The sequence below is a fragment of the Pseudomonas sp. genome (assembly GCF_050739935.1).
Classification (GTDB): domain Bacteria; phylum Pseudomonadota; class Gammaproteobacteria; order Pseudomonadales; family Pseudomonadaceae; genus Aquipseudomonas.
Genome location: NZ_JBOICF010000134.1, coordinates 1 through 14637, shown reverse-complemented (window position 1 = coordinate 14637; position 14637 = coordinate 1). Strand labels below are relative to the sequence as shown.

The following is a 14637-nucleotide window of genomic DNA, read 5'->3' as shown; positions in this document are numbered from 1 at the left end:
GGGCTCGGTTACATCGGTGCCTTGTCTTCTGGCGGCTTGGTCTTGTCCACGCCAGGCACGTGCAACGCGCCTTCGGCCAGCTGGCTGCCTTCCAGTTGCGGCTGGGTCACCCAGGTGAGGATGTCGTAATAGCGACGGATGTTGGCGACGAAGCTGACCGGCTCGCCACCCCGTGCGTACCCATACCGCGTTTTGCTGTACCACTTCTTCTGCGACAAACGCGGTAGCATTTTTTTCACGTCCAGCCACTTGTTGGGATTCAGCCCTTCGCTTTCTGCGAGCTTGCGGGCGTCATCGAGATGGCCGGTGCCAATGTTGTAGGACGCCAACGCAAGCCATGTGCGATCCGGCTCCTGAATCGTCTCATCGAGCTGATCCTTCACGTAGGCGAAATACTTGGCTCCGCCCTGAATGCTTTGCTTGGCGTCCAAACGATTGGAAACCCCCATCGCCTGGGCCGTGCTCTGCGTGAGCATCATCAACCCGCGAACACCGGTCTTTGAAGTCACGCCCGGTTGCCATAGCGACTCCTGATAGCCAATCGCGGCCAGCAGGCGCCAGTCCACCTGCTCTGCCTTGGCTGCGGACTGGAAGTGCTTCTCGTACTTGGGCAGGCGTTCCTGCAAATGCTGGGCGAAGGTGTAGGCGCCGACATAGCCGAGAACGTCGACATGCCCGTAATAGCGATCCTTGAGCCGCTGCAGCATGCCGTTTTTCTGCATCTTGTCGAGGAAGCTGTTGATCTCGTTGAGCAAGCTGTTGTCGTCGCCCAAGGCCACGGCCCAACGCTGATCGCGACCATCGCCGAGATCGAACGCTACGCGCACGTTGGGAAAATACACCTGGTTCATGGCCAGTTCGTTGGAATCCACGAGGGTGAGGTCAATCTGCCCTTCATCCACCATGCGCAACAGGTCGACGACTTCGACCTGATCCGATTCTTCATAATTGATGCCGGGGTACTTGACCTTCAGTGCCGCCAGCTGTTCGGCGTGGCTGCTGCCCTTGAGGACGAGAATGCGCTTGCCGACCAGATCGCCCGGATCGGTAGGGCGGGACTGACCGTTGCGGTAGATGACTTGCGGCGTGACTTCCAGGTACGAGTGCGAGAAACGCACCTGCTTGGCGCGGTTTTCGGTGCTGACCAGGCCTGCTGCCGCCAATACCGGACCGCCGGGTTTATTCATCTGGTCGAACAGATCGTCGAGGTTGTCGGCCGCTTCGATCTTCAGTTCGACGCCCAGATCGTCGGCGAAACGCTTGACCAATTCGTACTCGAAACCGGTTTCACCGTTGCGATCCTGGAAGTAGGTGGCGGGGCTGTTGCGAGTGACGACGCGCAGGACGCCATCCTCCTTGACTCGTTCCAGCGTGTTGGGTTTTTCAACACAGGCGCCGAGCAGCAGGAAGATTCCGGTTGCGATGAGCCACTTGGCACAGCGTTGGCGGAAATCCGATGGGGAAAACATCGGTGCAGTATACGCAAAGCGCGCTGACCGCCATATCTCGACAGCGAGGGTCGCGTCTGATAGAGCACGAGGTTTTTTACCCATCATGGTAGGAAACCGTCTCGTACCGACATTCGGGTGCGCTGATGCCTTCGTTTCGGGTGCCGAAAGGTCGTGTTTAGGCTAGAATGCACGGCCTCAAAGCACACCCCCTTCCCGAGGCTGTCCCGACGATGTTGATCTTGCGTGGTGCTCCCGCCCTTTCCGCTTTCCGCCACAAGAAATTACTTGCGCAGCTGAACGATAAAGTTCCGGCTGTCAGTGGCCTGTACGCTGAATTCGCCCACTTCGCTGAGGTTACCGGCGTCCTGACCGAGGACGAGCAACAAGTCCTCGCCCGACTGTTGAAATACGGCCCGAGTGTGCCGGTTCAAGAGCCTCGCGGTCGTCTGTTCCTGGTGCTGCCACGTTTCGGCACCATCTCGCCGTGGTCGAGCAAGGCCACCGATATTGCGCGTAACTGCAGCCTGACCAAGGTCCAGCGTATCGAGCGCGGTATTGCCTTTTATGTAGAAGGCCAGTTCAGCGACGCCGAAGCGCAGCTCATTGCCGACGGCCTGCACGACCGCATGACTCAACTGGTGCTCAACGCACTGGAGGAGGCCGCCGGCCTGTTCAGCCACGCTGCGCCCAAGCCACTGACCGCCATCGACGTGCTGGGCGGTGGGCGCGCCGCCCTGGAAAAGGCCAACACCGAACTGGGCCTGGCTCTGGCTGAAGACGAAATCGATTATCTGGTCACCGCTTTCGTTGGCCTCAAGCGCAATCCGCACGACATCGAACTGATGATGTTCGCTCAGGCGAATTCCGAGCACTGCCGTCATAAAATTTTCAACGCCAGTTGGGATATCGACGGCCAGAGCCAGGAAAAAAGCCTGTTCGGGATGATCAAGAACACCTATCAGATGCACAACGAAGGCGTGCTTTCTGCTTATAAGGACAACGCCTCGGTGATCGTCGGCAACGTCGCCGGTCGCTTCTTCCCGAATCCTGAAACCCGCCAGTACGGTGCGGTGCAGGAGCCGGTGCACATTCTGATGAAGGTCGAGACCCACAACCACCCGACGGCGATCGCTCCATTCCCCGGCGCATCCACCGGTTCCGGCGGCGAGATCCGCGACGAGGGCGCAACCGGCCGTGGCGCCAAGCCGAAAGCGGGGCTGACCGGCTTCACCGTTTCCAACCTGAACATTCCGGGTTTCGAACAGCCTTGGGAAAAGCCTTACGGCAAGCCTGAGCGCATCGTCACCCCACTGGACATCATGATCGAAGGCCCGCTGGGCGGTGCCGCGTTCAACAATGAATTCGGTCGTCCGGCCCTCACCGGTTATTTCCGTACTTTCGAGCAGTCGATCAATACCCCGCACGGCGAAGAAGTTCGCGGTTACCACAAGCCGATCATGCTGGCTGGCGGTATGGGCAACATCCGCGAAGAACACGTGCAGAAGGGCGAAATCACCGTTGGCGCCAAGCTGATTGTGCTGGGTGGCCCTGCGATGCTGATCGGTCTGGGCGGTGGCGCAGCCTCGTCCATGGCCACCGGCACCAGCTCCGCGGACCTTGATTTCGCTTCGGTTCAGCGTGAAAACCCAGAAATGGAACGCCGTTGCCAAGAGGTCATCGACCGTTGCTGGCAGCTGGGTGACAAGAACCCGATCGCCTTCATCCATGACGTGGGCGCGGGCGGTTTGTCCAACGCCTTCCCCGAACTGGTCAACGACGGCGGCCGTGGCGGTCGCTTCGAACTGCGTAACGTGCCTAACGATGAGCCAGGCATGGCGCCGCTGGAGATCTGGAGCAACGAGTCTCAGGAACGTTATGTTCTGGCCGTCAGCGCTCCTGATTTCGAACGCTTCAAGGCGATCTGCGAACGTGAGCGCTGCCCGTTTGCCGTAGTCGGTGAAGCCACCGAAGAGCCGCAACTGACCGTCACCGACAGCCACTTCGGCAACAGTCCTGTGGACATGCCACTGGAAGTGCTGCTGGGCAAGGCGCCACGCATGCACCGTTCAGCCAATCGCGAAGCTGAACTGGGGGACGATTTCGACCCGAGCGCTCTGGACCTCGAAGAGAGCGTACAGCGCGTGCTGCATCACCCGGCCGTGGCCAGCAAGAGCTTCCTGATTACCATTGGTGACCGCAGCATTACCGGTCTGGTCAATCGCGATCAGATGGTTGGCCCATGGCAAGTGCCGGTGGCTGACGTTGCCGTGACCGCAACCAGCTTCGATGTCTACACCGGTGAAGCCATGGCCATGGGCGAGCGCACGCCGCTGGCATTGCTGGATGCTCCTGCGTCCGGCCGCATGGCGATTGGCGAGACCCTGACCAACATCGCGGCTTCGCGCATCGAGAAGATTTCCGATATCAAACTGTCGGCCAACTGGATGTCTGCTGCTGGCCACCCGGGCGAAGACGCGCGTCTGTATGACACCGTGAAAGCGGTCGGCATGGAACTTTGCCCTGAGCTGGGCATTACCATTCCGGTGGGCAAGGACTCAATGTCCATGAAGACCCGTTGGAGTGGTGACGGCGCGGAAAAAACCGTCACCTCGCCGCTGTCGCTGATCGTCACCGGCTTCGCGCCAGTCACCGACATTCGCGGCACTCTGACCCCGCAATTGCGCATGGACAAGGGCATTACCGACCTGATCCTGATCGACCTCGGCCGTGGTCAGAACCGCATGGGCGCGTCGATTCTCGCGCAGACCCACGGCAAGCTGGGCCAAGCCGCGCCGGACGTCGATGACGCTGAAGACCTGAAGGCGTTCTTCGCCGTGATCCAGGGTCTCAACGCAGACGGCCACCTGCTGGCCTACCATGACCGTTCCGACGGCGGCCTGATGACCACCGCCCTGGAAATGGCCTTTGCCGGTCACTGCGGCCTGAGTCTGGAACTGGACACCCTGACCGGCAAGCGTGAAAAAGTCGCGGCCATTCTTTTCAACGAAGAGCTGGGTGCGGTGATTCAGGTTCGTCAGGACGCTACCCCGCTTGTGCTGGCTCAGTTCAGCGCCGCTGGCCTTGGCGAAGACTGCGTGGCGGTGATCGGTCAGCCGGTCAACAACAGCGAAGTGACCATCAGCCTCAACGGCGAACAGCTGTTCAAGGGCGATCGTCGTCTGCTGCAACGTCAGTGGACCGAAACCAGCTACCAGATCCAGCGTCTGCGTGATAACGCCGACTGCGCCGATCAGGAATTCGACGGCCTGCTGGAAGAAGACAACCTGGGCCTGAGCGTCAAGCTGGGTTACGACGTCAACGAAGACATCGCTGCGCCGTACATCAAGAAAGGCGTGCGTCCACAGGTAGCCGTCCTGCGCGAGCAGGGTGTGAACGGTCAGGTGGAAATGGCGGCAGCCTTCGATCGCGCCGGGTTCGCGTCGGTTGACGTGCACATGAGCGACATCCTCGCCGGTCGCGTCGACCTGAACGACTTCAAAGGACTGGTCGCCTGCGGTGGCTTCTCCTACGGCGACGTGCTTGGCGCCGGTGAAGGCTGGGCCAAATCCGCATTGTTCAACAGCCGTGCCCGCGATGCATTCCAGGGCTTCTTCCAGCGCACCGACAGCTTCGCCCTTGGCGTGTGCAACGGTTGCCAGATGATGTCCAATCTCAGCGAACTGATTCCGGGTAGCGAGTTCTGGCCGCACTTCGTGCGCAACCGCTCCGAGCAGTTCGAAGGGCGCGTGGCGATGGTCGAGATCCAGAAGTCGGCGTCGATCTTCCTGCAAGGCATGGCCGGCTCCCGTATGCCGATCGCCATCGCTCACGGCGAAGGCCATGCGGAGTTCAAATCGCCAGAGGCACTGCTGGAAAGCGATCTGTCTGGCACCGTAGCCATGCGTTTCGTCGACAACCACGGCAAGGTTACCGAAACCTACCCGGCCAACCCGAACGGCTCGCCGCGCGGTATCACCGGCCTGACCACTCGCGACGGTCGGGTCACCATCATGATGCCGCACCCTGAGCGCGTGTTCCGTGCCGTGAGCAACTCGTGGCGTCCGGATGAGTGGGCTGAAGACGGCGCGTGGATGCGGATGTTTCGCAATGCCCGAGTCTGGGTCAACTGATCGAAGATGTATAAGCTCGCCTTCTTCGTTCCGCCCAGTCATGTGGAGCAGGTCAAGAATGCATTGTTCGCCGCCGGCGCGGGGCGAATCGGTGCCTATGACAGTTGCTCATGGCAGGTGCTTGGTCAGGGCCAGTTCCGCCCTTTGGATGGCAGTCAGCCGTTCATTGGGCACACTGGTCAGATTGAGTCCGTAGAGGAATGGAAGGTCGAGCTGGTCGTCTCTGATGGGCTGATCCAGCAGGCGGTGGCTGCGCTCAAGCATAGCCACCCTTATGAAACACCGGCTTATGAAGTGTGGAAGCTGGCGGATTTCTGAGTTCGTCAGATCACTGTTGATCCTCTGTGGGAGCGAATTCATTCGCGAAAAATTTCACAGGCGACAGAGATGAATCGTCTCGATGGCCGTCTCGCGAATAAATTCGCTCCCACAGAAGTCGCCCGTTCGGGATGTGACCGATGTGCTGGGTCAACTGGTTTTCACCATCCCTCGCAATGCTTCGCTCAACCCCTGAGCGCCGTCCCCCACCAGCACATGCCACACCCCATTCCCCAGGCTTCTGATGCCCTGGGATCCGAGCGCTTCCAGCTGACCCGCTGCCAATGACTGCCCATCCTTGAGCTGCACCCGCAAACGCGTCAGGGCTACGCACTCCACGTCGATCACGCCCTTGCCACCCAGCGCCTTGAACCACTGCGCGGCCTGCCCGACATCGACAGGCGCTCGGCTCACGGTTTCGCCCTGAGCGGCCGCAACTGTAGCGTTAGCCGCATGGGGCAGGGCGTTGCGCAGCTCGTCTGCCAGCCCATCAGCCATCGGCCCGACCACCACCTGCAGACTGCCTGCATTACCCGGACGTACCACGGCCATGGCACCCAACGCCTTCAATTCAACGTCCAGTGCCTTGCTGCGATCCGCCAGTTGCAGGCGCAGTCGAGTGGTGCAAGCGTCTATGCCTAGCAGGTTTTCAGCACCACCTAATGCCTGAATGTACGCGCCTGCCCGGTCACTTTGCGCAACGTGGGAGGTGCTGACGGGGACCTGTTCACGCCCCGGCGTCCGGAGGTTGAAGCGCTTGATGCATTGGTCGAACACCACGTAATAAACCAGCGCGTAGGCAAGGCCCAGCGGGAACACCAGCCAGCCATTGGTGGACTTGCCCCAGCCCAGCGCCATATCGATCGCGCCGCCGGAGAACGTGAAGCCCAGATGAATGTTCAGCATGTTCGCCAGCGCCATGGACAGACCGGTCAGCAGAGCATGCAGCACATACAGCATCGGGGCGAGGAACATGAAGGCGAACTCGATAGGCTCGGTCACCCCCGTCAGCGCCGAGGTCAGCGCCATCGACAACAGAATCCCGCCAATCAGCTTGCGTTGTTCCGGCAGCGCGTTGCGGTACATCGCCAGACACGCGGCGGGCAGGCCGAAGATCATCATAGGGAACATCCCGGTCATGAATTGGCCCGCATGGGGATCACCAGCGAAATAGCGTGCCAGATCACCGGTGACCGCGCGCCCGGTCTCTGGATCGGTGAAGCTGCCAAAGACGAACCACACCAGATTGTTCAGGATGTGGTGAAGGCCGGTGATGATCAGGATGCGGTTCATCACCCCGAAGAAAAACGCGCCGATGCTGCCGCTTTCCAGCATCAGCTGGCCCAACGTATTGATGCCTTGCTGAACCGGCGGCCAGATCAGGCCGAACAGAAGTCCCAGCACTACCGCCGACAACCCGGTGACGATTGGCACGAATCGTCGGCCGCCGAAGAACGCCAGATATTCCGGCAGGGCAATTTCCTTGAAGCGGTTATACATCGCGCCACCCAACAGCCCCGCGATGATGCCGGCGAGCATGCCCATGTCGATATGCGGGTCGAGGACCTTGAGCGTTGAGGTCATTACCAGATAGCCAATCGCCCCCGCCAGTCCTGCGGTGCCATTGTTGTCGCGGGCAAAACCCACCGCGATACCGATGGCGAAGATCAGCGCCAGATTGCTGAAAATCGCATTACCGGCCGAGTGAATGATGGCGATGTCCAGCAGATCGGTGTCGCCCAGACGCAGCAGCAGACCTGCAATCGGTAGAATCGCGATGGGCAGCATCAACGCCCGGCCCAGTCGCTGTAACCCTTCGATGAAGTGTTGGTACACGGCGTCTCTCCTTGAGGTTCTGGTTGTTGTTCTTGTTCTTTGTTCTTGAGGTCAGAGGTCAGGCGTTCTGTACAGGAACAGCGGTGCGTGTAAGGGCTTGTGTCTGAAAGGTGCTACAGGCCGCGCGTACATCCTCGGCGCTGCTCAGCCCCAGCAGGTGCTGAGCCAGGGCCTGACATTGGCGGGTGTCCAGGTCGCGCACCTGTGCCTTGATTTCGGCGACCTGTGGCGGACTCACCGACAACTCACGCACACCCAGCCCGATCAACGCGGCTGTCGCCAGAGGATCCGATGCCAGTGCGCCGCATACACCCACCCAGCGGCCTTTGTTTTCGGCAGCCGTGCAAGTCATCGCAATCAGGTGCAGTAGAGCGGGATGCAGTGCGTCAACGCGGGCGGCAAGCCCGGCGTGATCGCGATCCATCGCCAGGGTGTACTGCGACAGGTCGTTGGTGCCGATGGAAAGAAAGTCGGCGTGCTCGGCCAACTGTCCGGCCAGCAAAGCAGCGGAGGGCACTTCGATCATCACGCCCAGCTCGGGGCGTTCAGTGATCCCGGCTTGCTGCGCCAGCGCGTCGATCCTCGCCCGCACGGCCAGCAGTTCGCTGACCTCGGTGATCATCGGCAACAGGATGCGGCAGCGCGCCAGCGGCTTTACCCGCAGCAGTGCGCGCAGTTGCTGGTCGAGCAGTTCAGGTCGCGCCTGACCCAGACGAATGCCCCGCAGGCCCAACACCGGATTAGCCTCGGCGGGCAAGGGCAGGTATTCGAGTTGCTTGTCGCCACCGATGTCGATGGTGCGAATGATCACCGGCTTTTCTGGCATTGCGTCGAGCACCGCCTGATACGCCGACAGTTGTTCGTCTTCGGTTGGCGCGGTGCTGCGGTCGACGAAGAGGAACTCGGTGCGCAGCAGGCCCACGCCGTCCGCGCCATTGAGTTGCGCGGTTTCAGCATCGGCGCGGGAGGCGATGTTGGCGGCGATCTCAATGTTCACGCCATTCCGAGTCAGCGCCGGTAGATGCGCATGCTGTTGCTGATACTGGCGATGTTCGAAGCGCAGTGTGCGAAGGGTCTGAATTTCTCGCAGGCGACCTGCGTCGGGCTTGAGTTCCAGGCGTGCGTTGTCGGCGTCCAACACAACTTCCTGACCCGCTGCGACATCAAGCACATCGGCGCCCAATGCCATCACACAGGGCAGGCCTTTGCTGCGAGCAAGAATGGCGACGTGAGACGTAGCGCCGCCCCCCGCCATGCAAATCCCGCCGATATTGCGCCGCGCCAGCATTAGCAGGTCGGAAGGTGTCAGCTCGCGAGCGACCACAATCGCGCCAGCCGGGACTTGCACATCGCGAGTATCCCCAAGCAGCGTCAGCAGCAGGCGCTGGCGCAGATCGCGCAGATCATTGGCGCGTTCAGCGAGTAATGGATTGCCGAGCTTTTCGAGAACCGTGCATTGGACCAGCACCGCCTCACTCCAGGCGTGTGCCGCGCCCTGGCCCTGATTAATGGCAGCGTAGGCGGCGTCGACGAGGGCAGGATCTTCGAGCATCGCCAAATGAGTGGCGAAAATCCCGCTCTGTTCGTGATCGTCATGGTCGAGAGAGGTACTGATGTCGGCCCGCACCTGCACCAGCGCCTCGCTTAGGATCTGATACTGCTCTTCGGGACGATGGCCGCCGAGGTCTTCGTCCAACTCGATGGTGTCCAGCCGGAACAGCGGACCGCTGACCAGACCGGGGCAGGCAGTGACGCCGCTCAGCACGTCATTCTCAAGGGTCGCCGGGGTATTGTTGCGAGGCATGACAGCGGCCATCTGAGGTTTTTCATCCGGCGAAGGCGTTGATAGCGCCTTGAGCAGCGCCTGCAATGCGACTTCGCTGTCGTGACCCAGGCACACCACTTCGACTTCGTCCTGCTCAGCGACGCCCAGCCCCATCAGCCCGGTGACGCTGTCGGTCGAGGCGCTGGCGCCGGCGAAATGTAACTCGGTTTGACTGGCAAACTGGCGAGCGGTCTGGCGTACCAACGCTGCGGGACGCGCATGCAGACCGCCGTTGTGCGCTACGCGAATGCTGCCACGCGACTGTCTGGCGCCCAGGTCGGCGCCCGGATTCTTTTCAATGCTTTGGTCGACCGCTGTGACAGTCAGCAAAGGCTCGCCGACATTCACTGAGCCCGAGCCGCGCACAGGCGTCAGGCTGAACCGGTCGCCATTGAGCAGAATCAGCGGGCTGATCAGACTGCTGCTGTTGCGCGCGACCTTGTCCAGCTCCAAGCGCAGCAGCGGTTGGCCTTCCGTTATCCTCTGACCCTCCTTGACCAGGACCTCGAAACCCTCACCGCCCAGGCCCACTGTGTCGATGCCCACATGCAGCAGCCATTCACTGCCGTTGTCGGCCCGCAGGTTCACGGCGTGACGAGTGCGCGCGACGTTAATGACCACCCCGGCGAACGGGGCGTGCAGCACATCGTCCAGCGGGTCGACGGCCAGACCGTCACCCATTGCGCCCCCGGCGAATACCGGGTCGGGAATATTTGCCAGTTCCAATACCGCTCCGCTGAACGGGGCGCTGAACGTCATTTGTTTATTGTTATGCATGACATTGTCCTTGCAGGCGTCGGTCGAAGCGGCGCGGAATCAACGGGTTTTAGTGACTTTGCTCAGGTGTCGCGGCTGATCCGGGTCCAGCCCCCGCGCCTCGGCCAGGCCAGCCGCCATCACGTAGAAGCTCTGGATGGCGAGGATCGGATCGAGAGCCGGATGATCGGCGTGGGTCAATGTGAGATCGCGTTCGGCGACGTCTTCGGGGGCTGCCAGCAATACCTTGGCGCCGCGTTGGCGCATGTCGGCGGCGAGGGCGAGCAGGCTGTCCTGTTCGGCGCCGCGAGTGGCGAAGATCAGCAATGGATACTGATCGTCCACCAGCGCCATCGGACCATGCCGCACTTCCGCGCTGCTGAAGGCCTCGGCCTGAATCGCCGAGGTTTCCTTGAACTTGAGCGCCGCTTCCTGGGCAATCGCGAAGCCGGTACCGCGACCAATCACCATCAGGCGCTGACAGTCGCGCAGCGCAGTGATGGCCGCCGACCAATCTTGACGCGCGGCTTCGTGCAGGCGTTCTGGCAATGTCTGACCGGCCCGCAACAGCTGATCATCCTGCTGCCAGTGCGCAATCAGACGCGCACTGGCGCTCAATGTGGCGATGAAGCTTTTGGTGGCGGCGACGCTCAGTTCTGGCCCAGCGCTCAGTGGCAACGTGTATTCGCAGGCCTGTTCGAGGGGCGAGCCTTCAGCGTTGACCAAGGCGATGCTCAGAGCGCCGCGCTCGCGCAACTTGCGTAGGCTGTCCACCAGGTCCGGGCTTTGGCCCGACTGCGAGAAACCGATGGCGGGCTGGCCCTGAACCCGCATCGGCGAGTCGTGCAAGGTCACCACCGACATCGGCAGCGAAGCCACTGGCACCCCCGTAAGTTGCATGGCCAGATAGGCGAAGTAGCTGGCGGCATGATCGGAACTGCCTCTGGCCACCGACACGATCACCTGCGGCGCAGACGAGCGCAGACGCTGTGCAACGTCGATCAGGCGCGGTTCCAGCACCTGCAGCTGACGCCGAACCACATCGGCAGACGCGAGCGCTTCATCAAGCATTTTTGAGTTCAAGGGTCTCTCCTTCGACCATGACAGCGGTGAGTTTCAGGTCGCGGTTCAGGTATACGGCGTCGGCCCAGTTGCCTTCTTGCAGGCGGCCACGTTCGTCAATGCCCAGATAGTCCGCAGGAAATTGCGACAGCCGCTGTGAGGCTTCGGCCAACGGCAGGCCGATCTTCACCAGATTGCGCAGCGCCTGATCCATGGTCAGCGTGCTGCCGGCCAAGGTGCCATCGGCCAGTCGTACCCCGCCCAGGCATTTGGTGACCGTGTGGCTACCAAGCTTGTACTCACCATCGGGCATGCCCGTAGCGGCAGTGGAATCCGTCACGCAATACAGGCAGGGAATCGAGCGCAGGGCGACGCGAATCGCGCCGGGATGTACATGCAGCAGATCGGGAATCAGCTCCGCGTATCGCGCATGCGCCAGCGCGGCGCCGACGATGCCGGGCTCGCGGTGATGCAGCGGGCTCATGGCGTTGTACAGGTGGGTGAAGCTGGTGGCACCGGCTTCGAGAGCTTTGACGCCTTCTTCGTAACTGCCCAGAGTGTGGCCTATTTGCAGGCGCACACCTTGGGACGACAAGGCCGTGATCAGCTCCACGTGACCGGCGATTTCCGGGGCGATGGTGATCACCTTGATCGGCGCGAGCTTGACGTAATCCTCAACTTCGCTGAGTAGCGCAGCGTGTGCGTGGTTGGGCTGCGCACCGAGTTTTCCGGGATTGATGTAGGGACCTTCCAGATGCACGCCCAGTACGCGAGCGGTGCCTGACACGCGGTTCTGACAATACCCGCCCAGTTGCTCGAGGATCTGACGGATCTCCGTGGCAGGCGCTGTCATGGTCGTGGCCAGCAGTGAGGTCGTGCCGAAGCGCAAATGAGTGCGGGCGATGGTGGCGAATCCGTCGACACCTTCCATGATGTCGCTGCCACCGCCGCCGTGGACGTGCAGGTCGATGAAGCCTGGCAGCAGGTAGGGCAGGTCGTTGTCCTGAGGGTTGCAGGGTACGCCCTGAATGCTCGTCACCCGACCGTGGCGTTGCTGCAATTGGCCGTGAATCCAGCCGTCGGGGGTGAGGATGTTGAAGTCGGACATGCAGGCTCCGTTTTCTCGGTAGCGGTTTATCTGCTCAGGTCTTTATCTGCGCAGCTCTGCAACGAAATCGTAGTAATCGTCGCGGCAATAGGTGTCGGTCAGCTCGATGGGCGTGTTGTCGGCCAGATAGCCGATACGGGTCATGAGCAGCATGGCCGTGCCGGTTTCGATGCCGACCAGCGCGGCCATTTCCACCGATGCGTTGATCGCGCGGATGTGTTGCAGTGCGCGAACCACCGGCCGCCCGATCGAGTCGAGGTGGGCGTAAAGCGAATCGCCGATGGCCCCGGGTTCGGGGAGCAGGGCGGCAGGCAGCGCGCTGAATTCCACCGCCATGACAATGCCGTCGGCCTTGCGCAGACGCTTGAGCCGCGCGACCTTTTCGGTAGGCGACAGACTCAGCCGGATCAGTTCTTCATGGGTCGGCAGGGCGATGTCGCGCTCCAGCCATTGGGAGCTTGGGGTGAAGCCTTTGAGTCGCAACATTTCGCTGAAACTGGAAAGGCGTGACAGAGGCTGCTCAAGGCGCGGCGTGATAAACGTGCCCGAGCCCTGGCTGCGACGGATCAGCCCTTGCTCCAACAGAATTTCCAGCGCTTTGCGCGCGGTCACCCGGGAAATATTCAGGGTTTCACTGAGGCTGCGCTCGGACGGCAGCGCCTGTTCGGCCTTCCAAAGACCTGCATGGATAGCCGCTTCCAGATTACGCGCCAGTTGCAGATACAACGGCGTCGGCTGGCTGTCGTCGGGGCGCAGGGAATGGATCGAATTCATGAACGGGGTCCGAAGTGGTGGGTATTGTTTTTCGGAGAATGCATCCGAAATTAATACCACTTGCATACCACGTCAATGGGATTGGTATGAGATAGGCGAGCTTTTGGTCACAGTATGGTGACGTTGCACGAGAGAGAGGCTTGGGTTTATCGATTGGAACGCAGGCTGCTTTTGAATTCTGGCCGGGAGGCCGTAGGAGCAAGCTTGCTCGCGATCTGGCGCGAAGCGGCAGTAAACCAGGCGCATTGGCCGTGTCAGACACGTCGCCCAGGTAGGCGCTACTGCCGCTTCGCGCCAGATGGCGGGTAAGCCACGCTCCTACGCCCTCCGGGCAGAGGCAGTGGGCGGTGATCGGGGAAAGAAGGGATGACTGGTATCTAACTGGTTCAGACTAAGGCCGGATCTCGATCATCGTGCCGTCCTTGACGAGGTCCCACACTTCACGGATATCGCTGTTCTTCATCGCGATGCAGCCGTTGGTCCAATCCAGCGTTTGGAAATACCACTCCGGGTAATCCTCGTCGACCGGCGTGCCGTGGATCATGATCATGCCGCCGGGGTTCACGCCTTCGCGGCGGGCGCGGGCGGCGTCGGAGATGTTGGGATAGGAAATGTGCAGCGACAGGTTGTAGGCATCGCTGGTCTTGCGGTAGTCCAGCCAGTAAAAACCTTCCGGCGTGCGTTGGTCGCCTTCCTGCAGCTTCGGCCCGGTGGGCGCCTTGCCCAGCGAGATACGGTAGGTTTTCAACGCTTCGCCCTTGCTCATCAACTGCAACTGATGCGCGGATTTGAGGACCAGGATCTTATCGATGATCCGGTTACTGATGTCCTGAGTGTCCACCACTTTGCCGTCGACGAATTTCTGCTCGCTGCCCTTGGGCACGATGGTCTGAGTGAACGCGGCCTGCGACAGCGGAACGAACGACAGACATAGAACAGCGAGCAACCAACGCATTTTTAACGGTATCCCTGACGCCCGCGCATCAATCGCGCGTGGTCATCTGATCAAGTGGTTTTGAGAGAGGGCACAACAGTAAGACAATCGGTGTGCACCGGGAATTCTTGATGCCGCCGGTCTACAAAATAGTATTCCAGGGTGCGCCTGACCGTGTTGAACGCCAGCTCGGACCAGGGGATATCGGCCTCGTCGAACAGCTTCACCTCAAGGCTTTCGACGCCCGCTGCATAATCCGCGCTGGCCATGTTGGCGCGATAGAAGATATGCACCTGACTGATGTGCGGCACATCGATTAACGCGTACAGATGCAAGTCTTCGAGCACCGCGCAGGCTTCCTCGACGGTTTCCCGGCGAGCAGCCTGGTCGACACTCTCGCCGTTCTCCATGAAACCCGCCGGCAGCGTCCAGTAACCCAGGCG

10 protein-coding genes are annotated in these 14637 nt (G+C 61.0%); 2 read left to right on the top strand and 8 right to left on the bottom strand.

What is annotated here, in order from left to right:
* Window positions 1–8: 8 nt before the first annotated feature.
* A complete protein-coding gene (gene mltF / locus ACRER8_RS26070) occupies window positions 9–1469 on the bottom strand; it encodes a membrane-bound lytic murein transglycosylase MltF (protein ID WP_431749043.1) in 1461 nt (486 codons plus the stop codon).
* Between the two features lie 212 nt (window positions 1470–1681).
* On the opposite strand from mltF, the gene purL reads away from it, so the two are divergent.
* Together purL and ACRER8_RS26060 are read left to right on the top strand one after the other, a co-directional pair.
* Complete coding sequence (purL, locus tag ACRER8_RS26065; RefSeq protein ID WP_431749042.1) at window positions 1682–5581, top strand: phosphoribosylformylglycinamidine synthase; 3900 nt, start codon at window positions 1682–1684, stop codon at window positions 5579–5581.
* Window positions 5582–5587: 6 nt separating this feature from the next.
* Window positions 5588–5899, top strand: a complete 312-nt coding sequence (locus ACRER8_RS26060; protein WP_431749041.1) for an NGG1p interacting factor NIF3 — start codon at window positions 5588–5590, stop codon at window positions 5897–5899.
* Window positions 5900–6049: 150 nt separating this feature from the next.
* Here the strand turns inward: ACRER8_RS26060 and ACRER8_RS26055 are convergent, their stop codons facing one another.
* From ACRER8_RS26055 to ACRER8_RS26025, 7 genes are all read right to left on the bottom strand, one after another.
* Complete coding sequence (locus ACRER8_RS26055; RefSeq protein WP_431749057.1) at window positions 6050–7687, bottom strand: PTS transporter subunit EIIC; 1638 nt, start codon at window positions 7685–7687, stop codon at window positions 6050–6052.
* A gap of 106 nt (window positions 7688–7793) precedes the next feature.
* Complete coding sequence (gene ptsP / locus ACRER8_RS26050) at window positions 7794–10337, bottom strand: phosphoenolpyruvate--protein phosphotransferase (RefSeq protein ID WP_431749040.1); 2544 nt, start codon at window positions 10335–10337, stop codon at window positions 7794–7796.
* A gap of 39 nt (window positions 10338–10376) precedes the next feature.
* Window positions 10377–11399: an SIS domain-containing protein gene (locus ACRER8_RS26045; RefSeq protein WP_431749039.1), complete on the bottom strand. Its 1023-nt coding sequence runs from the start codon at window positions 11397–11399 to the stop codon at window positions 10377–10379.
* Entirely contained in the window at window positions 11380–12486 is a 1107-nt protein-coding gene (nagA, locus tag ACRER8_RS26040; protein ID WP_431749038.1) for an N-acetylglucosamine-6-phosphate deacetylase, read from the bottom strand. The genes ACRER8_RS26045 and nagA overlap by 20 nt, the downstream gene beginning before the upstream one ends.
* 42 nt (window positions 12487–12528) lie before the next feature.
* Entirely contained in the window at window positions 12529–13260 is a 732-nt protein-coding gene (locus tag ACRER8_RS26035; RefSeq protein WP_431749037.1) for a GntR family transcriptional regulator, read from the bottom strand.
* A gap of 391 nt (window positions 13261–13651) precedes the next feature.
* Window positions 13652–14215 carry a L,D-transpeptidase family protein gene (locus ACRER8_RS26030; RefSeq protein WP_431749036.1) on the bottom strand — a complete coding sequence of 188 codons (564 nt, stop codon included), beginning with the start codon at window positions 14213–14215 and terminating at the stop codon, window positions 13652–13654.
* A 50-nt stretch (window positions 14216–14265) separates the two neighbouring features.
* The coding region (locus tag ACRER8_RS26025; protein ID WP_431749035.1) for an NUDIX domain-containing protein at window positions 14266–14637 on the bottom strand (372 nt) is incomplete at its 5' end.

Bases quoted from the DNA above. Each gene is read 5' to 3' on its own strand.
- ACRER8_RS26035 (WP_431749037.1), bottom strand. From the start codon at position 13,260: ATGAATTCGATCCATTCCCTGCGCCCCGACGACAGCCAGCCGACGCCG.
- ACRER8_RS26060 (WP_431749041.1), top strand. From the start codon at position 5,588: ATGTATAAGCTCGCCTTCTTCGTTCCGCCCAGTCATGTGGAGCAGGTC.
- purL (WP_431749042.1), top strand. From the start codon at position 1,682: ATGTTGATCTTGCGTGGTGCTCCCGCCCTTTCCGCTTTCCGCCACAAG.
- ACRER8_RS26030 (WP_431749036.1), bottom strand. From the start codon at position 14,215: ATGCGTTGGTTGCTCGCTGTTCTATGTCTGTCGTTCGTTCCGCTGTCG.
- mltF (WP_431749043.1), bottom strand. From the start codon at position 1,469: ATGTTTTCCCCATCGGATTTCCGCCAACGCTGTGCCAAGTGGCTCATC.
- ptsP (WP_431749040.1), bottom strand. From the start codon at position 10,337: ATGCATAACAATAAACAAATGACGTTCAGCGCCCCGTTCAGCGGAGCG.
- nagA (WP_431749038.1), bottom strand. From the start codon at position 12,486: ATGTCCGACTTCAACATCCTCACCCCCGACGGCTGGATTCACGGCCAA.
- ACRER8_RS26055 (WP_431749057.1), bottom strand. From the start codon at position 7,687: ATGCTGCCCATCGCGATTCTACCGATTGCAGGTCTGCTGCTGCGTCTG.